We start from the raw sequence: 23,200 nt of genomic DNA on the forward strand, positions 1-23,200 counted from the left end.
GGAATCAAAAAAAGAGGCGCAGTCTGTCTTAACGTAATGGATTTATATCTAACTTGCTTGTATGGAAATAAACACGGAGGTACTTATTATTGGAGGTGGACTGGCAGGTTTGGCCAGTGCTATTCATTTGTCCGGTCAGGGACTTCAGGTGACCCTTATCGAAAAATCAGGCTATCCGAGACATAAGGTTTGCGGCGAATATATTTCCAATGAAATCCTCCCGTACCTGCAATGGCTTGGTGCGGATGTTTCGGATTTGCAGCCTACCTGTATTTCTAAGTTTGAATTTACCACACAGGACGGAAAAAAAGCGACAGCCACACTTCCGCTTGGCGGTTTTGGGGTGAGCCGTTATGCGCTGGATCATTTTCTGTACGAAAAAGCAAAAGCCAACGGCTGCAAAATAATGGAAGAAACCGTTACCGATATTGCTTTCCAGGACGATGTCTTCCAGGTGAGTACGTCATCTCAGGTTTTTTCGGCTGCAATTGTTTTGGGGGCATATGGCAAACGTTCGAATATGGATCAGGTGTTGTCAAGGGATTTTATTCATAAAAAATCGTCGTGGCTGGCGGTTAAAGGCCATTATTCAGGGGATTTCCCGGATGATCTTGTGGCTTTGCACAACTTTAGCGGAGGGTATTGCGGCGTTTCCAAAGTAGAAAACAATACTATTAATATTTGCTACTTGGCCGATTATGCCACTTTCAAAAAATATAAAAACATAGAAGACTATCAGCGAAATGTCCTGTATAAAAACCGGCAGCTTAAAGCCGTTTTTGAAAACAGCCGCCTGCTTTTTGAGAAACCCATCACGATCAGTCAGATATCATTCGACAGCAAACAGCCGGTGGAAAACCATATCCTTATGATTGGCGATACGGCAGGTCTTATACATCCGTTATGCGGCAACGGCATGGCCATGGCTTTACGCAGTGCCCAAATAGCGGCAGAACTCGTACTGGAATTTCATGCCGGAACGCTTTCACGCGACGGTCTGGAAAAAACCTATACCCAAAAATGGAAAATGAATTTTGGCAGACGCTTGTCGATGGGACGCGTTCTGGCACGCATTTTACGTCATAAAAAAACAGCCAGTGTCCTTGTTTCGGTCGTAGCCTCCTTTCCGGCACTGCTTCCGTGCATTATTAAACAAACACATGGTAAACCAATAGTAATCAATTAAATGGCCATAAACACCACCTACAGAACACAGGAAACCGAGATCATGGATGATTTCACGCTTACGGGTGAAGAATTACGCGCTGCACTCGATCAGATTGCCCGGATCAACCGTTTATTGGGCGGCAACAAACTGACCCTGAACGGTACGAAGGAATTACTGAAAAAAAAGAATAGTGACGAACCCATCGTAATTGCCGATGTGGGCTGTGGCAATGGCGATATGCTGCGCATGCTGGCACAATACGGCGCTGCCCATCAGCTGAATTTTAAGCTTATTGGTATCGATGCCAATGCTTTTACGATTCAGTACGCCCAGTCGCTGTCCGCAGGTTTTTCGAATATTGAATATGTTTGTATTGATATTTTCAGCGAGGAATTTAAGTCCCTATCGTACGATATTGTTTTGTGTACGCTGACGCTGCACCACTTTACCAATGAGCAGATCACCCATATCATGCGTATCTTCAATACCAATGCAGCGTTGGGCATTGTGGTCAACGACCTGCACCGCAGTAAACTGGCTTACCGGCTTTTTGAACTGATTGGCTTTGTGTTCAGGCTGAACAGCATGTCGCGCGAAGATGGCCAGGTATCTATACTGAGAGGTTTTAAGAAAAACGAACTGATAGAATTCTCTAAAAAATTAAATTTAAAAAACTATACCATAGACTGGAAGTGGGCTTTTCGCTACCAATGGATAATTGCTAAAAAATGAGTGTAAAAATAACAACAGTGGCCAAACAGCTGCCCCAATATTCCCGTACCACAGCAGAAATCCTTCCTTTTCTGGATGCCTGGCTGTTCGGACATGAGGAACGTTTTATCAAAAAAGTAAAAAAAATATTTGAAGGGGCGGCGGTGGATAAACGCTATTCGATCATGGAGCCCACCGAGGTATTTACGGCAACTTCGTTTGAAGAGAAAAATGATATTTACAGCCGTGAAATGATCCTGCTGGGCGAAAAGGTGCTCGAAAAAGCCCTTACCAAAGCCAATTGGGATCCGAAAACACTGGACTATATTATTACGGTAAGCTGTACCGGCATCATGATTCCTTCGCTGGATGCCTACCTCATCAACAAAATGAACCTCCGACAGGATATTGTACGACTGCCCGTTACCGAAATGGGCTGTGCCGCAGGAATCTCGGGTATTATCTATGCCAAAAACTTTCTCAAGGCCAACCCCGGAAAACGTGCTGCCGTGATAGCGGTAGAATCACCGACTGCTACTTTTCAGCTGAATGATTTTTCGATGCCCAATATTGTAAGTGCCGCTATTTTTGGTGATGGTGCCGCCTGCTGCCTGCTGTCTTCCTATGATGAAGATGAAGGCCCTGAAATTATTGATGAAGAAATGTATCATTTTTATGAAGCCGAACATATGATGGGTTTTAAAGTGACCAACAGCGGTCTGCAGATGGTGCTCGATATTGAAGTCCCGGATACGATTGCTGCCCATTTTGGCGACATTATTCATCCGTTCCTGCAGAAAAACCAATTGGAGATTAAGGATCTGGATCATATGATTTTTCATCCCGGCGGCAAAAAAATTGTCACCACCGTGGAAGCGCTTTTCGCCGGACTGGGCAAAAATATTGACGATACGAAAGCAGTACTGAAAGAATACGGCAATATGTCGAGCGCCACGGTGCTGTATGTTTTAGAACGCATTATGGAGAATAAGCCACAAGCCGGGGAAAAAGGACTGATGCTGAGTTTTGGGCCCGGATTTTCGGCACAACGTGTTTTATTGCAATGGTAATTACTTTTTAAAAACAAACATGGAACTACAAAATATTATCGCGCAACTGCCTTACAGTAAACCCTTTTTATTTGTGGATGAACTGCTTCAGGCAGATGAAAACAGCATTACGGGAACCTATACGTACCATGAAGACCTTGATTTCTATAAAGGGCATTTTAAAGATAATCCCGTAACGCCGGGTGTCATCCTGACGGAAACGATGGCCCAGATCGGGATGGTTTGCCTGGGTATTTACTTACTGGGAAATGAATTGAAAAAAGATACCGTGGTGGCCTTTACCTCTGCCGATATGCAGTTTCTGAAACCCGTATATCCCAATGAAAAAGTAACGGTCACTTCAACAAAAATATTTTTCAGATTTGGCAAGCTCAAATGTGAAGCGATTATGAAAAACGAAGCCGGACAGGAAGTCTGCAAAGGCATCATTGCCGGCATGATTACGACAAAATTATGAAAAAACGAGTAGTCATAACGGGCCTTGGCGTGGCAGCCCCCAACGGGGTTGGCATTGCCGCGTTTACACATGCCCTGAAAAACGGAATTTCGGGTATCCGTCATGATGCCCAATTACAGGAGCTGCAGTTTTCCTGCCAGATCGCCGCCCAGCCACAGATTTCAGAAGAACTTAAAGCGCGGTATTTTACAGAACTGGAACTTCGCGGCTTTAACAGCAGCGGTATTTTATATGGTGTGATAGCCGGTATGGAAGCCTGGCAAAATGCGGGATTACCCATAGAAAAAAACGAAGAACCCGATTGGGACAGCGGAACTGTTTTTGGCTCAGGCACTTCGGGAATTGATAAATTTCGCGAAAGCATTTATAAAATAGATGATTTGCAGACCCGCAGGCTGGGCAGTACCGTTGTAGCCCAAACCATGAACAGCGGTGTAAGTGCTTATCTGGGCGGCAAACTCGGACTGGGCAACCAGGTCACGACCAATTCTTCGGCCTGCTCTACCGGTACCGAAGCGATCCTCATGGCGTACGACCGTATACAATCCGGACAGGCAAAACGGGTACTGGCCGGAAGTACCGGAGACAGCGGCCCTTATATCTGGGCGGGATTTGATGCTTTGCGTGTCTGCAGTTCCAAATACAATGAAAATCCTGAGGACGGTTCGCGCCCGATGAGTGCTTCGGCGGCGGGATTTGTTCCCGGAAGCGGCGCCGGTGCTTTGGTTGTCGAAGAACTCGACAGTGCACTGGAACGCGGTGCCAATATCTATGCCGAAATACTGGGCGGGCATGTCAACTCCGGCGGACAGCGCGGCAACGGCAGTATGACGGCACCCAACAGCACTGCCGTACAAAGATGTATTACGACTGCCCTGCAAAATGCCGGAATTTCGGGCAAGGATGTGGATGCGATCAACGGCCATCTTACCGCTACCACAAAGGACAGCCTGGAAATTGAGAACTGGACGAAAGCCCTGGGACGAAACGGTGCTGATTTTCCGTACATCAATTCCTTAAAAAGTCTCACAGGGCACTGCCTCAGCGCTGCGGGAAGCATAGAAAGTGTGGCCACAGTATTGCAGCTTCACGAAGATTTTATCTTTGGAAATACCAATTGCGATGATCTTCATCCTGAAATTACAGCACTTATCGATGCTTCAAAAATCCCTCTGCAGACCCTGGAAAGGACTTCTACTATAATTGCCAAGGCGAGTTTTGGTTTTGGCGATGTGAATGCCTGTATCCTCTTTAAAAAATTTCAAAAATAATACTATGAACAAACAAGAACTTATACTAAAGCTAAAAACGATTATCAAACCTTACACGACCAATACGGAAGCTTTTGACAACCTTACGGAAGAAACCGATTTTATCAACGATCTTAGTATCAACTCGGCCAATCTGGTAGATATTGTCCTCGATATTGAAGAAACTTTTGATGTCGTCATAGACAATACCGATATGGAACGCATGCTGGATGTAAAAACTGCAGTAGAAATCATTGAAACCAAACTGGCCGCAAAATGATCGGCAATGATGTGATTGACATAGTACAATCCCGTCGGGAAAGCAACTGGCAGCGCAAAGGTTTTTTGGAAAAAATTTTTACCGCTGAGGAACAGCTGTTGATCGCTAATGATGTACATCCTGAAACTATGGTCTGGCTCCTTTGGAGCATGAAAGAAGCGGCATATAAGATTTACAACCGACAAACGAAAATCAGGGCCTATATTCCGCAAAAGCTGGTCTGCAGTATGGCGTTCCAAAATAACAGCTATGCCTCCGGAAAAGTGAGCTGCTGCGGAACGGTTTATTATACCCAAACCTTTATTCATAGGGAGTACCTGCATACCATAGCGGTCAGCGATCCGGCACAGTGGGACACGGTAATTGAAATTGAGAAAAAGAATATTGCCAAGGATCCCTATGGAATTCCGTTTTTGTCTTCTGACCCCTCTCCTAACCGACAAAATGTTTCGGTTAGCAATCACGGGCGTTTTGAAAAGGTGGTTGGTTTATCCGCTTAAACAGGATATAAACGCATTAGAATTAGTAGAAAAAGCAAACCGTTGCACAACAGGGGTATTTTATAACTTTAGTCAGGGATTATATAAGCCTTAACTGTTGGTATTTAAGTAATTTTAGTACAACTTTAAAATGTACTATTATGAAAACGAATAATCAAAATCCAGACAATACTAAGAACAACACTGAGAATCGAACTGACAGAAATGACATGAGAAAACATCAGTATAAAGATCATGATACAGTTTTGACAAACGATGAAAATTATGATGTGGACACACACAAATTTAAAGGCGAAGCACCTGATTTCGATGATGAACTGAATAATGAGGAGAAAAAATAGATCTTTAGATGTTAGATTTTTAGATCTTTAGATTATAGATGTTGGATGTTTTATATTGGATATTGGATATTGGATTTTAGATATTTGATATTGGATGTTTGATATTGGATGTTTGATATTGGATTGGATCGGATGTTAGTCCCTAATAAATTATTAAACAGATATCCTTCTAATGGGAGTGCTAACTAAAATCTGCGCGAGGGCTAATGGGCTTCGCGCAGATTTTTTTTTTGCAAACTTTGAAAACTGAAAAATTCGGCTGCCTGAATAGTGCTCAAAAACAACTATCATAAACCTGATTTTGAATACAGCAAACGTGGTTTCAACTACAACTGCAGGCTGATATGCTGCCTACCTTTGCCCGTATAAAAAACATACTAAAATGGAATTAAAAGGTAGTACGATCCTCATTACGGGAGGAACAAGCGGAATTGGACTTGAGTTTGTTAAGCAACTTAGTCAAAAAGGGCTGGCTAATATAATCATAACCGGACGGGATTTTGATAAACTGGAAAAAGTAAAAAAGCAATTTCCGCACGTTCATATCTTTCAAAGTGATGTTAGCAAACCCGGGGCAATTGAGGAACTGTTTAAGGAAGTGACCCAACAATTTCCGCACTTAAATATTATCGTCAATAATGCCGGAATTATGCGTAATTTAGATTTGCAGGATACCCTCATGGACCTCGAAAATATCAATCGGGAAATCGTCACCAATTTATCCGGTCCGATCTGGATGATTCATCAATTTTTACCTCATTTGAAAAAACAAAAGAGCGCCGCTATTGTAAATGTTTCCTCAGGACTGGCCTTTGTTCCTTTTCCTTTATCGCCCGTTTACAGTGCGACGAAAGCAGGTATTCATTCGTATACGCAGGTATTAAGGCTGCAGTTAAAGAAAACAAATATTAAAGTTTTTGAACTCGCACCTCCGGCGACGGAAACGCCATTGGGAGATGATTTTAAAGGTCTTGTGGACAGCAAACAGAATATGAAAGTCGAAGAAATGGTGAAAATTGCCATCGATGGACTTCTAAAAAATAAATTGGAAATTAAGCCCGGACTCTCAAAAGTATTAAAATTGATGAGTCGGTTAGCGCCTGATTTTATACTGAATGTCCTGGATAAAAGCATTGAAAAAGCTAAATTGAAACTAACAGAAAAATGATCGCACCTAACCTGATCCGTATTAAAACCATATCGGAATTTCATTCGCTGTTGAAATTGTCCCCGCCGGAACATCCGCTGATCAGCATCATTGATTATTCCAAAGTTCAGTACAGTTTGGAAAAAAATCCACCCAGTGCAGTTTTTGATTTTTATTCTATTTCCATTAAACGAGGAATGGATATTAAAATGTTCTACGGCCAAAAGGAATATGATTTCGACGAAGGCGTTATGTTCTTTATGGCTCCGGGTCAGGTTTTGAAAGTCGAAACCGCAGGAAATACGATTTCTGAGCATTCCGGCTGGCTGTTGTTAATTCATCCGGATTTTATCTGGAATACCAGCCTGGCCCGGAATATTAAAAGATTTGATTATTTTGATTATTCTGTTAATGAGTCGTTGTTTCTTTCGCAAAAAGAAGAAGAGGTTATTGAAGGAATTATCAAAAATATACAGCAGGAATACCATTCGAACATTGATAAATTCAGCCACGACATTATTATTGCACAGCTCGAAGTTTTACTCCACTATGCCGAGCGCTTTTATCAGCGCCAGTTTATTACAAGGAGAAAGGTAAACCATAAAATTCTGGAAAATTTAGAACGTAATCTTAATGGCTATTTTGATAGTGACGCCTTACAGCTCAAAGGTTTACCCACTGTACAAAAAATCGCGGAAGAACTTCATATGTCTCCCAATTACTTAAGTGAGGTGCTTAAGATTTTAACGGGACAAAATACCCAGCAGCACATTCATGAAAAAATTATAGAAAGGGCCAAATCAAAACTCTCCACCACAGACTTATCCGTAAGTGAAATCGCTTATGCGCTGGGGTTTAAATATCCGCAATCTTTCAGCAAATTGTTTAAGACCAAAACAGACCTGACTCCGCTGGAGTTTAGAAATTCGTTTCATTAAAAAGTAATCTGTTGTCAAAATGGGATTGTGATACAACTTGCAGACCTCTATGTAATACATTCACCAGTCCCCGATTTTTGCTGTTTTCTCATTTTGGACAAACAATTCCTCCATTAGACTAAATCTGATCACAGACTTCTATTGACCTTTGTTCCTTAATTAATTTAAAAGAAAAAAAATGAAAAGGAAATTAGGAAAAAACGGGCCGATGGTTTCTGCCGTTGGTTTGGGTTGTATGGGAATGTCAGGTGCCTATGGCCAAAGTGATGATGCGGGTTCTGTTGCCACAATACAAAGAGCCCTTGAGCTGGGACACAATTTTTTGGATACGGCCGATTATTATCTCGCAGGGCATAATGAACAGCTGATCGCACAAGCTATAAAAGGGAAACGGGAATCCGCTTTTCTTTCCGTAAAAACCGGTCAGTTGGTTTCTCCCTCGGGTCCCGGACCGGTAAGCGGGCATCCTGACTATATTCGAAACGCTGTTATGCACAGTCTGCAGCGCCTGAAAACCGATTATATTGATTTATATACGCTGGCACGAATAGACCCCAACATTCCCGTTGAAGAAACTATTGGTGCCTTATCTGAACTGGTTGCCAAAGGCATAGTCCGTTATATTGGCCTTTCTGAGGCCTCTTCCGCGTCTATTAAAAAAGCGGCTGCCGTACACCCAATTACCGCCCTGCAAATAGAATATTCGCTTTGGACACGGGATATTGAAGCAGAAGTTCTCCCGGCAATTCGTGAACTTGGCATTGGTCTGGTCGCGTATGCTCCGCTGAGCCGTGGATTTTTAAGTGGCGAATTTAAAACACCTGATGACCTGAAGGATAATCGTATGCATATGCCCCGATATCAGGGCGAAAATTTTTATAAAAATCTGCAGCTGGTGGAAAAGATCAGCACTTTGTCCACTGAAAAAAACTGCACCCCTTCTCAGTTAGCGATTGCATGGGTGCTCGCACAGGGTGAAGATATCATTACGATTCCGGGGACCAAACGTATCAAATATTTAGAAGAAAACATTGCCTCTGAAAATGTACAGCTTACTAAAGAAGATCTGGAAACGATAGAGGCCATTATGCCTGCAGGAATTGTATCGGGCAGTCGTTACCCCGAAAGGTTCATGAATACTTTAAACCGGTAAGCATTCTTTTCGGCGGCCGGACTGACGGGAAAGAGGAAATATTGAATACGTTAAAAAAAATAGTTACATTAACCAGATGAAAAAGGACGAAAATATTCCGTATAAATTTGAATCGCTGTCTGAGCTGCATCGGGTACTGGGATTACCAAAACCGCTACATCCTTTAATCAGTTTGCTGGAGATTAAAGGTGATGCAATAGATACGGGGAAATTACCCGGCACTTTTATCTATAATTTTTATAAAATATCCTATAAAAAGAAGCTGACCGGAAAATTAAAGTACGGCCAGGGCTATTATGATTTTGATGACGGGGGTTTATTTTTTAAAGCCCCCAATCAGGTAAGTGCTAATGGCCTCAACAATGAAGACCATTCCGGTTTTACATTAGTCTTTCATCCTGATTTTTTGGCCGGGTATCCTTTAGCAAAAAAAATAAAGCAATATGGCTTCTTTTCCTACGCTGTAAATGAAGCACTGCATCTTTCAGATAAGGAGAAGGTCAATATTATTTCTGTTTTCAAAATCATTGAGGAGGAATTACAAAACAGAATTGATGATTTTAGTCAGGATGTCATTATTTCACAAATTGAAACCCTGCTGAACTACAGCAACCGTTTTTATAAAAGACAGTTTATTACCCGGAAATCCCAAAACAGCGATTTACTGCAAAAAATGGAAGAATTTCTGGATGCTTATTTTAGTCATGAAAAATACAGGGTATCCGGCATCCCAACCGTTCAGCTTCTGGCAGAGACCCTAAAGATTTCACCCGGTTATTTAAGCGACATGCTGCGGAGCCTGACGGGTCAAAATGCACAACAGCACATTCACGCAAAATTAATTGAAAAAGCAAAAGAAAAAATATCGACGACCCAACTCACCATTGGTGAAATTGCCTACGAATTAGGGTTTGAGCATCAATCTTCTTTCAATAAATTATTCAAGTTAAAGACCAACCTTTCGCCACTGGAATACCGGCAATCTTTCAATTAAAAAAGAGTGAAAATTTGTTTCTTTAATTACAAACAGCAAAGTCTACCAGTAATACATCCGCTGATTTCAGTTTTACCTTTCCCTGCATATCCCGGAAAGAACTCTCCTCCCCGGAACAGTCCTTAACGGATTTTATTTTGACCTCATCACCTGTAATTTCAGTTACCCTAAAAGCTACCCCTTTACTTTTCGGGTTGGGTTTTCCTTGTGTATCTGTAAGCAGATTACAGTCCTTCAGTTGTAACGTTTGTTTTTTAATGTAATCTTCCCAGGTTGAAAAGGTAAATTTAAGATCGGTCTTTTTTACCTTTCTCTTTTCTTTGTTGATATAAATAAAGAGATAGTCTTTATCGGCATTTACATTTTCGGAATCAAAATCAAAAGCAGCAAAATCAGCATTAGGGACAACTTTTCGTGCCACCACTTTTTTAGGCATCGTTAGTGTAAAATAATTCATGTCTTCGTTCAGTACCATTTCCCCAAAAGTGGTATCGTCCTCATTTAAGATCGTCAGCCTGTCGTTTATTTCCAGGGTAAAAGATACAACGCCTTTGCCTCTCATTCTGTCTTCTGTATAGGATGCAAAAGTTTCTGCTTCAAAAACCAAAGACTCTGCTTCCTTACAATCGGCTATCGCAGTTTTCGCATTTTCTTCGGGAACCGTATTGGGGAGTGTAGTTTCATTTAGTTCGGATTCCCCGCTTTTAGTGAGGGTATCATTTTGTTTGCAGGCCGTAAACGCTATTAGTATGGCAGCACAGGTCAATAAATATTTTTTCATCGTTCTTGTATTACTATAATTGTTATGTTCTAAACCACAGGTTTAGATGTATTTGCTGTTATTTTGATTTATAGAAATTCGTGAATTTTTGTTTCTTCGTGTCCTTATCAGGGCTATTTGTAAAATATAAACGTGATGGCTGTAAAGGAGTGCCTCCGACTGTATCACTTTCCTTAAGAGGCCGGTATAAAGCATGAATGATCCCCTCTTTTTTAGTAATTACAATTTCATTTAGCGGGCTGCCTTTTATTCTATCATGAAGATTATCAAATGCAGTACTATAGAAAAAACTGTCTTTGTAAGACACATAAATCGCATACCGCAATACATTCTGATTATCAAATTCGTAGCTTCTGCCATTGTAATAAACAGTTGAAATTGTTTTGCCCTCGTCCCTGATGGCTTCAACATTCACTTTGATGTCTTTGGTAACCGCTGGATCTCCTTTTACTGTAAAGGCCGGTTCCCTCCTGGTACAATTTACAGTTAAAAACAATAACAGCAGTATGCCCGCGTTGGTTCTGATGCTGAAAAAAGATCGGGCAGATCGGGTGACTTTTATTTCCATATGCCGTTTATTTTAGTTCGTACTTTCCTGTTATGGGTATTACCATTGTGGCTCGTTTTCCTCTTTAATCTCTAATGGCAGAAAAACATAGTATTCTTTATAGGCTCCGGTAAAATACCGGTCATCAAATTTTCCGTTGCCTTGTGTTGTGGTCTGAACCAGTACCAAAGTGTCCTGCTCCGAGTAGCCATATTTATATTCAAATTGCCTTCGCGGCACGACTACAGCTTGTATAATTATTCTATGGTTTTCAAGCTTATAATATCCTTCAAACAGTGTGCTGTTTTTACTTGTGAAATCCTTGTTTATGGCTGTGAGGTAGTTGGCTTTGGTTTTGATTTCATTGGAAGGATCCAGTGTTAAATTACATTGTCCGGTGCTGTAAAATTTATAGAAACGATGTTCTTTCGGCTGTCTGACTGTACCTCCGTTCTCCTTTGTCCAAATGTGGTCTAAAACGTAAACCCCGTCTGTTCGCAATACCGTTGAAGCATCAAGTCTGAAAGTCCGGTCATAAAAAGTATAATCGCTTTTTTGATAAACCTTTGGTGTACACGAAGCGCATAAGCCAAGAAAAAAAAGCATGCACAAGCAGTTGTATTGCCTTAATCCAAATTTAAAATAACCAGTTCCACTTTTCATGACACTTTCTCCTTTATAAATGAAAACCTAAATATACATAAAATAGTAACCTGCATCAACTGATTAACTTAAACTATATAACGATTTTTAATTCAGCACTTTTAGGACAAAAAAAGCTGTGAAATATTTCCACAGCTTCTTTTGAATTTTAAAATAAATGTATCCACAATTTGTATGCAGGTCTTAAAGATTCCGGAACAGCTCCGAAATTATTTTCTGTCCAAACAACAAAATGTGCTTATGGTATTTGAAAATATTCCTTTAATTTTGAAACTCCCGCACCCGATGTGTCATCATGGTTTCCTTCCGGTACACTAAATAACTGCACTTTTTTTGATACTAAAAATTTTATCTCTTCTGCAGTGAAATTCCCCACTTTTTCATCTTTAGTACCGTAATAATACATTATTTTATCCAGCCCTTTGACGTTCTCCCATAATGCCGTAAATCTTTTGCAGCCTAAAGCAGCGGCCAGCCTTCCTAAATTTCGGTCTTTGGCTGTTTTATTTTCTATAAATGTACAGGTAACTTTCCCGTCTGCTCCATACACATATTCGCCATCATATCCTTCGCTGAATTTTTCCCAAAATTCATTTTCCATTTCTAATCTTCCGGCAACAATTAAGGCCTTACTAATTTTTGAAGTACCATATCGGGCAATGTAATCCTGTGCTACAAAGGCACCATAAGAAACTCCTACCAGACAAACCGTTTTTCCTTTACTTTTATAATAACTCACCACTTTATCTACATTTTCTGCATTGGTACCGGCCTTTGTTTTTGCTTCAGCAAATGATATATCCTTATTAAACCAGTCCGGATTTAAGGTTTGTATTTGCTGAACATCTACCCACAAAGCATTTTTGGCGTCCGCAAAATCAATCATCTGTGCTGTATCGTTTAATTCATACAACGGTCCTCCCTGCATATTTACCACTACAATATTGCTGCTTTGATTGCCTGTAATTCTCGCAATTGCCTGTACTTCTGATAAGGTATAATTTTTTTCTCTATCCTTATCATCATCATCCTTGTTACAGCTTACAAGGAAAAGAGAAATACTGATCATCATTAATTTTAAAATATTAGTTCTCATCACTTCCGGTTTTAATTTTTAGTATTTGAATTACAAATCATCCTGTTATAATTTGTATTTGCCCATAAAATCAATCACGGACCTGGCAAACAAATCAGGTTCATGAAACATCATATAATGTCCTGAAGCATTAAAATCAACATTGGTCACGTCTTTCGATCCTATATTTTTCAGGAACTCTTTCTGATACGTTCTGGAGACAGCAAAATCATATTTCCCCCAAAGCACCAGACAGGGCATTTTTATGTCTGCCAAAAATGGATTATTGTCTCTTTTCACTATTTCTTTGAACAAAGGCGGATTACTTGAATCTGCACGGCTGGTAAATTTAAAATCTGCATTGCTTACTTTTATGACAACTTCGGGGATTTCGGATGTTACAAGATACGCCAGGCTATTAACCCTTTCCGGTTGTTCTTTCACGGCTTCCTTTATCTCTTTCCAGGTTTCAGCCTCTTTTCCGGCTGCTATACGTGCATCAGCCTCTGCATTGATATCATCCGTTGTCGTTTGAAGAAGGGTCGTTCCGTTATGCGCTCCGGCAGCATCAATCCAGGCGGCAATTTTATTTCTGCGTTTCTCGTCTTTCAGATACGAAGACGAAAGCATGCCTCCCCAACTGTGTGCAAACAATACGATCTTTTTTTCCGGATAGTTTTTTCTAAGCTGATCGACCACTTTATCAGCATCATCCACATATTGATCTATTGTATAATATTTTGAATTATCAGAACCTTTAGATTGCCCGGATGCACGCTGCTGCCAATAGGCGACCTGATAATCGACTTCTATTTTCTTAAATGCCAGACCATCCTGATACATCCTGAAATCAAGAACATCCGATCCCGGTCCGCCGTGCATCACTAAAATGATTGACTTCGAATCTTTATTCCCATGTACCCAGACAGGCATATTTTCCTCCGCGTTGTTTACTACAAATGTGGCATTTGGCGTGAAGTCCGAAACTTTAACAACATTACGCTGCTCTTTGGGGTCATCTTTTCTACAGGAAGTTATTCCTGTAAATAAAAGGCAGGCCGTTATTGCATAACAAGCTGACCTGAAGTTAAATTGATTTTTTAAAACTGTTTTCATAATATGAGCGATTTAATAATTACTTTCTAAATGATAAAATAAAAACCCAGCTCTTACTGGTAAGAAAATTTTTACCTTATAGAAACAAAAGTAATTTTACACCCCCTTAAAAACAGCTTACTTTAAATAACTGACAGCATCAATGTAATAAGTGGTTATTATTTTACGTATTACAGCAACTTAACTTTTAATAAAGCTTAAAAAGAATTCGGAAGACGGATAAACTTTTAAAAGCTTCACCATTTTTAAGAACAGAAAAATGCCCCCAAAAAGTGAGACACTATTTGGAGGCAGTTCTATCTGCATTCACGCATTTTTTATGGAGGGTGTATTTCGATACACTTGCAAAAGCTGCGGTTTATTTATTCCGCTGCCGGTCCCACCTGGATATTGGCAATCAGTTTGATGTATTCACTTAATCCCAAACCTCCTGAATCCGTAATTTTATTCCAGGTCATCCCGAATTCTTTTCGGTTCACGATTCCCGTTACTTCAAAGCCGTGTTTTACATTGCCCTGCCCATCCTTTTCAGAGCCACCGTATTCTACAGTAAGATCAATGGGTTTGGTGACACCTTTCAAAGTCAGGTCACCGGTCATTTTATAAGCACTTCCTCCGTTGTTTACAAATGATGTGGATTGAAAGGTAATTTGCGGATAGGCATCAGCATCAAAGAAATCACCGTTTTGTAAATGCTCGTCGCGTTGCGGCTGATTGGTATCGATACTTTTTACGTCAATCACAATGGACACTTTTGCGTTGCTAAAATCCGATCCTTCGGTAATGATATTCCCTTCAAATTTTTTGAAGGAACCGGTTACAGTAGAAATTACTAAGTGCCTGATTTTAAAAAAAACTTCGGAATGCAATGGGTCTATTGCCCATGTTGTTGTATTGCTCATATTTTATTTTTTTGACTGTTATTATTAGGACAAAATTATCTAAGTTTGCTATACAAAATATAGTAGTTACCCTTGAGTAAGTAGTTACCTTTGGGTGAGTACACTTTAAATCAAATAGTTATGAGTCAAAAAGAGGACGTTTGCCAATATCGGTTAATGATTGCGAGAGATACACTGGAAGTGATTCAGGGAAAATGGCGTTTACCCATCATTATTTCCTTAACGCACGGCAACAAACGCTTTGGAGAAATACAAAGGGATATTTCGGATATATCCCCAAAGATGCTCTCTCAGGAACTAAAGGCCTTGGAAACCAACAAAATAATTATCCGTACCCTTCATGACAGCATGCCCGTAACCGTCGAATATTCGCTGACGTCCCTGGGACTGACTATGAAAAAATTACTGGACGAAATTTTAGACTGGGGAGTACTGTTTAGAAAAGAGATCCTTGAAAAGTAGATGGAAATAGCTGAATTTATGAAACCCGGGGCGCAAAAACTTTCAGATAAAAAACTAAGCAGCTGATAATTACATAACTATTATCGAAAATTATATAACTATTTGAGGTTACTGTATTTCTAATTTAGCCAAAGTTTAAAACCGTACAGCTACTATCAATTACTCATTCTCTAAAAAATTGAAATCATGAACACTGCAAACCCAACAAACCCGGAAAACTACATGGAACTACAAGGTGAACGTCTTTATTGTGCCTACAGAACTATACGTGAACAATTATTAAATTGGGGCGAAGATCCAATATATACGGAAAGTGAATCCTCCAATAATTTTAGCAGCTATGATAATGTTGAAAAAGAGAATTCCGATGACGTTAGTTCCCTATAAAGATTTTTTAAACTAAAATCTTAGAAACAAGTACTTAAAACAAACAATCCGTTATATAGGCATTTTAAAATGCTCCTTTGCAAAAGACCATTAGTAAAAACTAATGGTCTTTTTTTTTGTAAAGCTCTTTTGTATTCACCCATGTATTGAAGTAATGATTATATAAAACATACGGATTATCCTGTAATTTTTTGACATCTGCAGTTCTTAATTTTAAAATCAGAATACATTAAAAAGTACAGGGATATCTGTTTTTTTTTCGAAAGCATCATTTTCGGGTTAACAGGTAACCTTATGTCTTTAGCTTTAAACAATAATTATGGAAGAATTTTTGCGCGACATTTTCAAACACGTTGAAGGCTACTACTACAGCCTTGTCGATATCACACCCAAAATTTTATTAGCCATACTGGTGGTCCTGATCTCTTGGTTCATTGCCGCCCGTGTCAAAGTATTTGCAGACCGCCGGTTAAAAACAAAGATGCACGATCCGCTGCTGGCTACCTTTATTGCCAATCTGATAAAAGCCGTACTTATCGTGATTGGGCTTTTGTTTATGTTCCGCGTAATTGGCCTGACCGGAGTAGCCCAGAGTGTGCTGGCAGGTGCAGGGATATCGGCATTTGTAATTGGTTTTGCACTGAAGGATATTGGTGAAAATTTTCTGGCGGGAATACTGCTGGCTTTTAAAAGACCTTTTTCCGTCGGGGATATTATCGAAAGTAATGGCGTGAAAGGTAAAGTGGTTGCCCTTAACCTTCGTGATACGCAGGTAAAAAGCGACAGCAAGAACATTTATATCCCCAACGCCCTTTTAGTCAAAAATACACTGGTCAATTTCAACAGCGAGGGATTCCTGCTGCAGGACTTTACCATAGGTCTGGAATACGGATCAGATTACAGAAAAGCAATTGAAATCATTACGGACGTTATGAAAACAGACAGTGCCGTGATTGACAAAGGATACTCCAATTCTGCCGTAGTAGCAGGCATTACAGGCAGTACCGTCCAGATCATTATTCGTTACTGGGTGCAGACTGACCGAACCGTTACCGATGGCAAACACAGATCGGAAGTCGTTATTAAGGTTGCCGAAGCCTTAAAAGAAAACGGATTTAATATTAAATAACCCTGGCTGTTTCAGTAGTGTTGTCATTTTCTTATTTCTTTTTGTTTTTTAGGATTTAACAAACTGATAATAATACAATTACAGGATGTTAATTTTATAATACCAATGTTTCCTGAGTTGCTACATTTGTAGGACAGTAATTTAAAAAATGTACTTATGACTACTTCAAATCACAAAAACAATGTTTCGAGTGCGCGAACTTCAGATAAAAAGACAGAAGTAAAGTCGACCTCTTCAAGACACAACGATAAAGTTACTGTTGAAGTAAAAAAATCAATATTGACAAAGAATAATTCTTAAAATAGTAAAATCTTCTTTAATTTTATAGACGTTACTATTACCACTACTTTTAAAAAACCATCATTTTGAAACTTCCATTTGACTACTACTTAAACCGGGACGTCATTTTTCTCGCGCAGGACCTTTTGGGAAAAGTGTTGTATACACAGGTTGAAGGAGAAATTACGGCAGGAATAATTGTAGAAACCGAGGCTTATTTCGGCGAACAGGACAAAGCATCACATGCTTATGGAGGACGCCGTACCAACCGCACAGAAACACTTTATGGCCTGGGGGGCCTTGCGTATGTGTACCTCTGTTATGGAATCCACCATCTTTTTAATGTAGTCAGTTCAGTAGAAGGCGAACCGCATGCCGTATTGATACGGTCTGTAGAACCGCTGATCGGCAAAGAAATAATGGAGCGCAGACGCGGTATGCCTGTTGCTAATGCTGCTATTACTTCCGGCCCGGGCAGTACGGCCAAAGCCTTGGGAATCAACCGATCGTATAATGGAAAAGACCTGACCGGAGAGGAAATCTGGATTGAAGACCAGCATATACAGTATCCCACAGATCAGATTGCCGCTGTACCGCGCGTAGGTGTTGCTTATGCGAAAGAAGATGCCTTTTTGCCCTGGCGTTTTTTTATTAAAAACAATAAATATGTAAGCAAACCCAATACCTTTTAATTTTAGAATCGGACTAAGAAATAACTCCACGATTCCAAATAAAAATGTGCAAAGCCTGATAAAATATGAATACGACTATTGTGGAACAGGACAACGAAACTACCAAAAAAATACTACCGGTTATTCTGGCTACGGCTATTTTTATGCAGATGCTGGACTCCACTATTCTGAATACATCGATCACTTCAATTGCCAGGGACCTGAACGAATCTCCCCTGGAAATGCAGAATGCCATCATCAGTTATGTTTTGACACTGGCACTTTTTATGCCTGTCAGTGGTTTTTTGTCGGATAAATTCGGGACCCGAAAAGTATTTATTTTTGCTTTATTTTTATTTAGCCTGGGTTCCTTGTTTTGTGCACTTTCGCAAAATCTGACTCACCTGGTTTTTGCCCGTGTCGTACAGGGAATCGGCGGAAGTTTGATGACTCCGGTTGGAAAGCTGGCGCTCATCAGGACATTTCCTAAGAAAGAATTGTTGCAAGCGATGAATTTTGCCATTATTCCGGCATTGATCGGTCCGGTATTGGGTCCTTTGGTAGGTGGCTATATGGTCGATTATTTATCCTGGCACTGGATCTTTCTTATCAATATACCGTTTGGAATTCTTGGTATTCTGCTAAGCCTGAAATATATGCCCGATTACAAATCGCCGTTAATTGATTTTGATTTAAAAGGTTTCCTGATTTTTGCCGCAGCCTCACTCCTTTTGTCCGTAGCACTGGAATTATTTGGCAACACGGTTCAGGTTTCGCCGGTGCTGGCCTTATTCATGTCGGGCTTTTTAATGCTGTACTGGTATTATCGCCATGCCGTGACCGACAATAATCCTCTTTTTCCTTTGAATTTATTTCAGGTGCGAACCTTTCGTGTTGGTATTATTGGAAATCTGGCCACCCGTCTGGGTTTTAGTTCCATTCCGCTCCTGCTGCCCATGATGATTCAGATTGCTTACCGAGAGTCGGCAGTTACCTCGGGATGGATTGTGGCTCCCATGGCCTTAACGGCTATGTTTGGAAAATCGGCTGTCATTAGAATTCTAAACACTTTCGGCTACCGAAAAACTTTAATGGTCAATACATTTATCATTGGTGCCCTGATTTGCGCCCTGGCCCTTCCGTCTATACATACATCAATTTACTGGTATGTTCCGATTATCGCCGTATTGGGTTTCTTTAACTCGATACAGTTTACTTCCATGAATTCCATTTCTATTGCCGACTTACGCGTATATCACACCAGCAGCGGGAACTCACTGGTTTCTGTAAATCAGCAGCTGGCTATCGGTTTTGGTATTGCTTTCGGGTTATTGGTTCTTAAAATTTTTCAGGGCGATGTAAAACTCATTCACAATGAAATTCACAATGCTTTTCGTTATACTTTTTTAGTCGTTGGCTTTTTAACCATTCTGTCCGGCTTTGTTTTCAGAAGACTGCATTTTAAAGATGGTGATAATCTGAAATCTTCTGTCTAAAAATGATCAGCAGAACGCATTTAAAAAATATAATTATATTCTAAATAATACGTGCTGCAAAAAAAAAAAATGCTAAACGGAGGCGTTTAGCATTTTAATAAATTATCCGAAGTTATAAACTCCCATTTAGAATTTCTGTGTTTGCTTATTTTTTACAAACCAAAATTCTCAGTATAAAATGTTACTTCCCCGGTGGTGATATCATGAGAACCTCCCACAATTCCAATTTCTCCGTTCTCGATCATTTCTTTTAGGATTGGACTGCGTTCCAATATTGATTTTACGGTGCGCTTCACATTAATTCTTGATACATTTTCGACAAAAACAGCATTACCTGAATTACGGTTCTCTTTGGTTTCAGTCTCATCGTCTACCGCTGGGCGTATTTTTGTCAGCAGTGCTGTTAAGTTCCCCATTTCAACATGGTCACAGGCCCCTTTTACAGCGCCGCATTTGGTGTGCCCTAATACTACGATAATTTTGGAACCTGCTACTTTACAGCCAAATTCCATACTTCCTAAAATATCCTCGTTGATAATATTTCCCGCAATACGCACACTAAAAATATCTCCAAGTCCCTGATCAAATATTAATTCTGCAGAAGTCCTGCTGTCGATACAACTCAGGATCACAGCAAAAGGATGCTGCCCGTCTGACGTTTCATTGGCCTGCTGCAGAAGATTACGATTTATTTTCAGGTTGCTTACAAACCTTTGGTTTCCTTCTTTTAATAATTCCAAAGCTTTTGCAGGTGTAATAGCAGCTTGCATTTCTTTCGTTAATGTTTTCATTTTATTGATTTTAAAAGTTTATGATAAATAAAAATTTTCCGGCTGAAGTGGTTTTGGAACTTCTGTTTCTTTTAATAACTGTTTGATATTTATTTCAATAGTTCTTGCAATTGCGGTTACAGGAGTATCTGTTGGACGGTTTCTAAAAGGATCCTGCATATGTGTTGCCGATTTTTCCAGAAGAAAAAACATTGTTGAAATGGTCAGTAACAATGGAATTTCGAAATAACTTTCGATATCCCGCAGTGCAATCGAGAGCGTAACGATAAAAATGTAGATGAAGATATGCAAAAAAATACGATAGGTAATGGGGAAAATGGTGCCTTTAATACGCTCTGCCATTCCCATAGCATTCGAAAAATTAACCAACGTATTGTTTAACTGAATTTGTGAAAAAATACTCATTGCCTTTTTTTCTTTTAAGGCCAGTATCTGAAGGGTATTCAGCTGTAACAGGGCCAATGGCTTGTTGCTTTGTTTTTCTATTTCCCCCATATCTTCTTTAGAAATAAAGGGCTCCAGATTCTCAACAGGACTAAGGTCACGTAAACTTTGCCCCAGACTATAACACCATGCAATATGCCTGAAAGCTATTTCCCTGATTTCGTTCTTATTTTCTCCGGCTACAAAGGATTGCAGCTGCAGTACAAAACTACGGCTGTCATTTACGATACTGCCCCAGATTTTTCGGGCTTCCCACCAACGGTCATAAGACTGATTGAGTTTGAAAGAAAGCAGCACAGAAATGGCTGTTCCGATAAAGGCCGGTATGGTAATCGGCATTTCGGGAATGAGATTTTCAAACTGCGTGGTGATATAATGCACTAATACCGCAATAATTAATACGAAGATAACTTCATACTTCACTTTATTGAAAAGATAAGAAACCGGAATTTTAGTATTGATTAACATCTGCTTTTAATTTCAATTCGAATAGAATGTAAAATTACTAAAACTATTTCTAATGATAGTAATACTATTATAAATAAATTTTAATAATAGTATTACTATCAAACAATAAATCTTTATTACATTTGCTGAAACAGTTATCTATATGGAATTTCAAGTAAAATTTGATATAAACGAAAAGATATTCCTGCGAAATCCTGAAAGCAGCGAAGTAGGTAAATTAATGGTCAAAAAATCCATAGACCTTATTTATGCCTTAGGTTTTGAACAATTTACTTTTAAGAAACTGGCCCTGGAAATAAACAGTACCGAAGCAACCATTTACCGTTATTTTGAAAATAAGCACCGGCTGTTGCTTTACATTTTGAATTGGTATTGGTGTTATATGGAATTTTTAGTGACGTTTAAACTTGAAAACGTAGTGGACAAAAAAGAAAGACTAAAAATAATTGTGCATTTACTGACACACGAATTTGCAGAAAGTACCAGCCAATTTGATTATAATAAAAAATTGCTGAATCAGATTGTTATTGCAGAAAGCAGTAAAGTGTACCTGGTGAAGGAAGTAACGGAAATCAACAAAAATGAGGTTTTTAAGCCCTATAAGGATTTGTGTGGAAAAATAGCCGAAGTCATATCTGCCTACAATTCAAAATATAAATATCCCCGTTCCCTAAGTACGACGCTGATTGAGACTTCCCATCACCAACAGTTTTTTAGTGTTAATTTACCCAAACTAACCGATGTCTCCTCAAAGAACAACTCAGAGTTTACCAATCAGTTTATTGAAGATTTTTTGTTTAAAATTTTAGATTAGTTATTGAAGTGATGTTGCTATAATTTCAAATACAGCATCTTGTCACTTCGTCTTCAAAGCTGGAACTGGAAGTATCTTTATACATAAATATTCGTTGTTTTAAAAATAATAGCACTTCATCTTACTTATCTAGTACGAACTCTTAGCGTTCTGTTGCGGCCAGGGTTTATCAAAAGTTTTATTTTGTTGCGGCAGAACAATCTCGTAGCCTGATTTTTCGTCAATGCTGATTTTTATTTTTGCAGCAGATAAAACTCCCGAAATAAAATGTCCTCCAAATGTTTTATCAGCGGAAATAAAATGAAAATGAAAAGGGGATAAATCAATTGCCGAAAAAGAAGGCGGCGTGTAGAATCCTACCATCGTTCCTGAAATATGCCCTTTTTTGTACAAAGGCCTTGTTTTCATCAATTCAGCCAAACCAGTAGTATCCTTTTCCTGCACTTTTTCGGCACCACCTACTACAATCGAATCAAAAGCGCATTCAATACGCAGGGCATACGGTTTATTGGAAGAAGGAAGTCGCTTTTGTACTTCCTCTTGAAGTGCCTCAATAGTCTCAATACCGTTAATTTCATATTCCTGGTCTGAACTGAATACCGCTAAGCAGGTAAATGGAACTTCTCTTTCCATTTCTGCTTTTGTCACCTTTCCGGTAGAGGGTACCCGATAAAATATTCCGTCCAAAACGATCATTTCACCATCAAGGAAATTATAAGTACCTATACCAAAATTTCCTTTGCTTTTAAGTGTTTTTACCGTAATATCTCCTTTGTAAACACCATTTCGCAAAGCATCCATTACTGAATAATGGAAAATTAATCCCTCTTTCTGAACTTGTCCGTGTCCGGATAAAAAACCTGCTATAGTAACGAGCAGGGTTAGTACTGTGTGTGTTGTTCTCATTTTACCTTTTTTTATGATTGCTTCTTTTTTGTACCAATGTTTAAATACAGTTTTTTTCCTTTTTTAAGAAACGTTTCCCGTCTTCAATAAAAATGGAAATCGAAGATATAGGAAACCCGGGGAATTCTGTATGGGTATTAAACTGTGTGTCGAATAAGGGAATATCCTGCCACATTGAAGTAATATGTGGAAATAAGAAATGACTGCAACAATAATTCAACAATTAGTATTAGCGCTCTAGTACCTGCAACAGACTGAAA

The 23,200-nt window shown here is 39.5% G+C and carries 28 protein-coding genes; 19 read left to right on the forward strand and 9 right to left on the reverse strand.

The features are described 5' to 3' along the window. Nucleotides 1-61: 61 nt before the first annotated feature. From D0817_RS00735 to D0817_RS00790, 12 genes are all read left to right on the forward strand, one after another. A complete protein-coding gene (locus D0817_RS00735) occupies nt 62-1,186 on the forward strand; it encodes an NAD(P)/FAD-dependent oxidoreductase (protein WP_127336473.1) in 1,125 nt (374 codons plus the stop codon). After that, nucleotides 1,187-1,900, forward strand: a complete 714-nt coding sequence (locus tag D0817_RS00740; protein ID WP_127336474.1) for a methyltransferase domain-containing protein — start codon at nt 1,187-1,189, stop codon at nt 1,898-1,900. Further along, nucleotides 1,897-2,949: a type III polyketide synthase gene (locus D0817_RS00745; protein WP_127336475.1), complete on the forward strand. Its 1,053-nt coding sequence runs from the start codon at nt 1,897-1,899 to the stop codon at nt 2,947-2,949. The genes D0817_RS00740 and D0817_RS00745 overlap by 4 nt, the downstream gene beginning before the upstream one ends. Before the next feature lie 19 nt (nt 2,950-2,968). Further along, complete coding sequence (locus tag D0817_RS00750; RefSeq protein WP_127336476.1) at nt 2,969-3,406, forward strand: 3-hydroxyacyl-ACP dehydratase FabZ family protein; 438 nt, start codon at nt 2,969-2,971, stop codon at nt 3,404-3,406. Beyond that, nucleotides 3,403-4,677, forward strand: coding sequence for a beta-ketoacyl-[acyl-carrier-protein] synthase family protein (locus tag D0817_RS00755; RefSeq protein WP_127336477.1), 1,275 nt, complete (start codon nt 3,403-3,405; stop codon nt 4,675-4,677). The genes D0817_RS00750 and D0817_RS00755 overlap by 4 nt, the downstream gene beginning before the upstream one ends. Before the next feature lie 4 nt (nt 4,678-4,681). Beyond that, nucleotides 4,682-4,936 (forward strand): acyl carrier protein, encoded by a 255-nt coding sequence (locus tag D0817_RS00760; protein WP_127336478.1) that lies wholly within the window; start codon nt 4,682-4,684, stop codon nt 4,934-4,936. Then, complete coding sequence (locus tag D0817_RS00765) at nt 4,933-5,436, forward strand: 4'-phosphopantetheinyl transferase family protein (protein ID WP_127336479.1); 504 nt, start codon at nt 4,933-4,935, stop codon at nt 5,434-5,436. Before D0817_RS00760 ends, D0817_RS00765 begins: the two co-directional genes overlap by 4 nt. Before the next feature lie 140 nt (nt 5,437-5,576). Continuing rightward, nucleotides 5,577-5,777: a hypothetical protein gene (locus D0817_RS00770; protein WP_127336480.1), complete on the forward strand. Its 201-nt coding sequence runs from the start codon at nt 5,577-5,579 to the stop codon at nt 5,775-5,777. Between the two features lie 382 nt (nt 5,778-6,159). Beyond that, the gene (locus D0817_RS00775) at nt 6,160-6,945 is read left to right on the forward strand and encodes an SDR family oxidoreductase (RefSeq protein WP_127336481.1); all 786 of its coding nucleotides are present in this window, start codon (nt 6,160-6,162) and stop codon (nt 6,943-6,945) included. Continuing rightward, nucleotides 6,942-7,862: a helix-turn-helix domain-containing protein gene (locus tag D0817_RS00780; RefSeq protein WP_127336482.1), complete on the forward strand. Its 921-nt coding sequence runs from the start codon at nt 6,942-6,944 to the stop codon at nt 7,860-7,862. Before D0817_RS00775 ends, D0817_RS00780 begins: the two co-directional genes overlap by 4 nt. 178 nt (nt 7,863-8,040) lie before the next feature. After that, entirely contained in the window at nt 8,041-9,015 is a 975-nt protein-coding gene (locus D0817_RS00785; protein WP_127336483.1) for an aldo/keto reductase, read from the forward strand. 76 nt (nt 9,016-9,091) lie between these two features. Beyond that, complete coding sequence (locus tag D0817_RS00790; RefSeq protein ID WP_127336484.1) at nt 9,092-10,009, forward strand: helix-turn-helix domain-containing protein; 918 nt, start codon at nt 9,092-9,094, stop codon at nt 10,007-10,009. A gap of 22 nt (nt 10,010-10,031) precedes the next feature. Here D0817_RS00790 and D0817_RS00795 read toward each other — a convergent pair whose 3' ends face one another. From D0817_RS00795 to D0817_RS00820, 6 genes are all read right to left on the reverse strand, one after another. After that, nucleotides 10,032-10,790, reverse strand: coding sequence for a hypothetical protein (locus D0817_RS00795; RefSeq protein ID WP_127336485.1), 759 nt, complete (start codon nt 10,788-10,790; stop codon nt 10,032-10,034). Between the two features lie 58 nt (nt 10,791-10,848). Beyond that, on the reverse strand, nt 10,849-11,358 hold the full coding sequence (locus tag D0817_RS00800) for a hypothetical protein (protein WP_127336486.1): 510 nt from the start codon (nt 11,356-11,358) through the stop codon (nt 10,849-10,851). Between the two features lie 39 nt (nt 11,359-11,397). Continuing rightward, on the reverse strand, nt 11,398-12,000 hold the full coding sequence (locus D0817_RS00805) for a hypothetical protein (protein ID WP_127336487.1): 603 nt from the start codon (nt 11,998-12,000) through the stop codon (nt 11,398-11,400). A 238-nt stretch (nt 12,001-12,238) separates the two neighbouring features. Next, nucleotides 12,239-13,096, reverse strand: coding sequence for a hypothetical protein (locus D0817_RS00810; RefSeq protein WP_127336488.1), 858 nt, complete (start codon nt 13,094-13,096; stop codon nt 12,239-12,241). A 45-nt stretch (nt 13,097-13,141) separates the two neighbouring features. Continuing rightward, nucleotides 13,142-14,191: an alpha/beta fold hydrolase gene (locus D0817_RS00815; protein WP_127336489.1), complete on the reverse strand. Its 1,050-nt coding sequence runs from the start codon at nt 14,189-14,191 to the stop codon at nt 13,142-13,144. Between the two features lie 362 nt (nt 14,192-14,553). Then, on the reverse strand, nt 14,554-15,093 hold the full coding sequence (locus tag D0817_RS00820) for a YceI family protein (RefSeq protein WP_127336490.1): 540 nt from the start codon (nt 15,091-15,093) through the stop codon (nt 14,554-14,556). Nucleotides 15,094-15,213: 120 nt separating this feature from the next. On the opposite strand from D0817_RS00820, the gene D0817_RS00825 reads away from it, so the two are divergent. The 6 genes from D0817_RS00825 (at nt 15,214) to D0817_RS00845 (ending at nt 19,517) form a co-directional block, all read left to right on the forward strand. Then, nucleotides 15,214-15,555 carry a winged helix-turn-helix transcriptional regulator gene (locus D0817_RS00825; RefSeq protein WP_127336491.1) on the forward strand — a complete coding sequence of 114 codons (342 nt, stop codon included), beginning with the start codon at nt 15,214-15,216 and terminating at the stop codon, nt 15,553-15,555. A 186-nt stretch (nt 15,556-15,741) separates the two neighbouring features. Further along, nucleotides 15,742-15,942, forward strand: a complete 201-nt coding sequence (locus D0817_RS00830) for a hypothetical protein (protein ID WP_127336492.1) — start codon at nt 15,742-15,744, stop codon at nt 15,940-15,942. Nucleotides 15,943-16,261: 319 nt separating this feature from the next. Beyond that, nucleotides 16,262-17,071, forward strand: coding sequence for a mechanosensitive ion channel family protein (locus D0817_RS00835; protein ID WP_127336493.1), 810 nt, complete (start codon nt 16,262-16,264; stop codon nt 17,069-17,071). Nucleotides 17,072-17,227: 156 nt separating this feature from the next. Then, nucleotides 17,228-17,371: a hypothetical protein gene (locus tag D0817_RS25625; protein ID WP_161568404.1), complete on the forward strand. Its 144-nt coding sequence runs from the start codon at nt 17,228-17,230 to the stop codon at nt 17,369-17,371. A 65-nt stretch (nt 17,372-17,436) separates the two neighbouring features. After that, nucleotides 17,437-18,042 carry a DNA-3-methyladenine glycosylase gene (locus D0817_RS00840; protein ID WP_127336494.1) on the forward strand — a complete coding sequence of 202 codons (606 nt, stop codon included), beginning with the start codon at nt 17,437-17,439 and terminating at the stop codon, nt 18,040-18,042. 65 nt (nt 18,043-18,107) lie between these two features. Continuing rightward, nucleotides 18,108-19,517 carry an MFS transporter gene (locus D0817_RS00845; protein WP_127336495.1) on the forward strand — a complete coding sequence of 470 codons (1,410 nt, stop codon included), beginning with the start codon at nt 18,108-18,110 and terminating at the stop codon, nt 19,515-19,517. A 152-nt stretch (nt 19,518-19,669) separates the two neighbouring features. On the opposite strand, the gene D0817_RS00850 is transcribed toward D0817_RS00845, so the two are convergent. Together D0817_RS00850 and D0817_RS00855 are read right to left on the reverse strand one after the other, a co-directional pair. Next, complete coding sequence (locus tag D0817_RS00850) at nt 19,670-20,308, reverse strand: carbonic anhydrase family protein (protein ID WP_127336496.1); 639 nt, start codon at nt 20,306-20,308, stop codon at nt 19,670-19,672. A gap of 18 nt (nt 20,309-20,326) precedes the next feature. Beyond that, on the reverse strand, nt 20,327-21,220 hold the full coding sequence (locus D0817_RS00855) for a bestrophin family protein (RefSeq protein WP_127336497.1): 894 nt from the start codon (nt 21,218-21,220) through the stop codon (nt 20,327-20,329). A gap of 142 nt (nt 21,221-21,362) precedes the next feature. On the opposite strand from D0817_RS00855, the gene D0817_RS00860 reads away from it, so the two are divergent. Further along, nucleotides 21,363-22,034, forward strand: a complete 672-nt coding sequence (locus tag D0817_RS00860) for a TetR/AcrR family transcriptional regulator (RefSeq protein WP_127336498.1) — start codon at nt 21,363-21,365, stop codon at nt 22,032-22,034. Between the two features lie 129 nt (nt 22,035-22,163). Here D0817_RS00860 and D0817_RS00865 read toward each other — a convergent pair whose 3' ends face one another. After that, nucleotides 22,164-22,940: an acetolactate decarboxylase gene (locus D0817_RS00865; RefSeq protein ID WP_127336499.1), complete on the reverse strand. Its 777-nt coding sequence runs from the start codon at nt 22,938-22,940 to the stop codon at nt 22,164-22,166. Between the last annotated feature and the right edge of the window lie 260 nt (nt 22,941-23,200).

The organism is Flavobacterium cupreum, from assembly GCF_003996965.1.
In the GTDB taxonomy this organism is placed as follows: domain Bacteria; phylum Bacteroidota; class Bacteroidia; order Flavobacteriales; family Flavobacteriaceae; genus Flavobacterium; species Flavobacterium cupreum.

Coding starts and splice junctions, on each gene's coding strand:
- D0817_RS00735 (WP_127336473.1), top strand. CDS start 62: ATGGAAATAAACACGGAGGTACTTATTATTGGAGGTGGACTGGCAGGT.
- D0817_RS00740 (WP_127336474.1), top strand. CDS start 1,187: ATGGCCATAAACACCACCTACAGAACACAGGAAACCGAGATCATGGAT.
- D0817_RS00745 (WP_127336475.1), top strand. CDS start 1,897: ATGAGTGTAAAAATAACAACAGTGGCCAAACAGCTGCCCCAATATTCC.
- D0817_RS00750 (WP_127336476.1), top strand. CDS start 2,969: ATGGAACTACAAAATATTATCGCGCAACTGCCTTACAGTAAACCCTTT.
- D0817_RS00755 (WP_127336477.1), top strand. CDS start 3,403: ATGAAAAAACGAGTAGTCATAACGGGCCTTGGCGTGGCAGCCCCCAAC.
- D0817_RS00760 (WP_127336478.1), top strand. CDS start 4,682: ATGAACAAACAAGAACTTATACTAAAGCTAAAAACGATTATCAAACCT.
- D0817_RS00765 (WP_127336479.1), top strand. CDS start 4,933: ATGATCGGCAATGATGTGATTGACATAGTACAATCCCGTCGGGAAAGC.
- D0817_RS00770 (WP_127336480.1), top strand. CDS start 5,577: ATGAAAACGAATAATCAAAATCCAGACAATACTAAGAACAACACTGAG.
- D0817_RS00775 (WP_127336481.1), top strand. CDS start 6,160: ATGGAATTAAAAGGTAGTACGATCCTCATTACGGGAGGAACAAGCGGA.
- D0817_RS00780 (WP_127336482.1), top strand. CDS start 6,942: ATGATCGCACCTAACCTGATCCGTATTAAAACCATATCGGAATTTCAT.
- D0817_RS00785 (WP_127336483.1), top strand. CDS start 8,041: ATGAAAAGGAAATTAGGAAAAAACGGGCCGATGGTTTCTGCCGTTGGT.
- D0817_RS00790 (WP_127336484.1), top strand. CDS start 9,092: ATGAAAAAGGACGAAAATATTCCGTATAAATTTGAATCGCTGTCTGAG.
- D0817_RS00795 (WP_127336485.1), bottom strand. CDS start 10,790: ATGAAAAAATATTTATTGACCTGTGCTGCCATACTAATAGCGTTTACG.
- D0817_RS00800 (WP_127336486.1), bottom strand. CDS start 11,358: ATGGAAATAAAAGTCACCCGATCTGCCCGATCTTTTTTCAGCATCAGA.
- D0817_RS00805 (WP_127336487.1), bottom strand. CDS start 12,000: ATGAAAAGTGGAACTGGTTATTTTAAATTTGGATTAAGGCAATACAAC.
- D0817_RS00810 (WP_127336488.1), bottom strand. CDS start 13,096: ATGAGAACTAATATTTTAAAATTAATGATGATCAGTATTTCTCTTTTC.
- D0817_RS00815 (WP_127336489.1), bottom strand. CDS start 14,191: ATGAAAACAGTTTTAAAAAATCAATTTAACTTCAGGTCAGCTTGTTAT.
- D0817_RS00820 (WP_127336490.1), bottom strand. CDS start 15,093: ATGAGCAATACAACAACATGGGCAATAGACCCATTGCATTCCGAAGTT.
- D0817_RS00825 (WP_127336491.1), top strand. CDS start 15,214: ATGAGTCAAAAAGAGGACGTTTGCCAATATCGGTTAATGATTGCGAGA.
- D0817_RS00830 (WP_127336492.1), top strand. CDS start 15,742: ATGAACACTGCAAACCCAACAAACCCGGAAAACTACATGGAACTACAA.
- D0817_RS00835 (WP_127336493.1), top strand. CDS start 16,262: ATGGAAGAATTTTTGCGCGACATTTTCAAACACGTTGAAGGCTACTAC.
- D0817_RS25625 (WP_161568404.1), top strand. CDS start 17,228: ATGACTACTTCAAATCACAAAAACAATGTTTCGAGTGCGCGAACTTCA.
- D0817_RS00845 (WP_127336495.1), top strand. CDS start 18,108: ATGAATACGACTATTGTGGAACAGGACAACGAAACTACCAAAAAAATA.
- D0817_RS00850 (WP_127336496.1), bottom strand. CDS start 20,308: ATGAAAACATTAACGAAAGAAATGCAAGCTGCTATTACACCTGCAAAA.
- D0817_RS00855 (WP_127336497.1), bottom strand. CDS start 21,220: ATGTTAATCAATACTAAAATTCCGGTTTCTTATCTTTTCAATAAAGTG.
- D0817_RS00860 (WP_127336498.1), top strand. CDS start 21,363: ATGGAATTTCAAGTAAAATTTGATATAAACGAAAAGATATTCCTGCGA.
- D0817_RS00865 (WP_127336499.1), bottom strand. CDS start 22,940: ATGAGAACAACACACACAGTACTAACCCTGCTCGTTACTATAGCAGGT.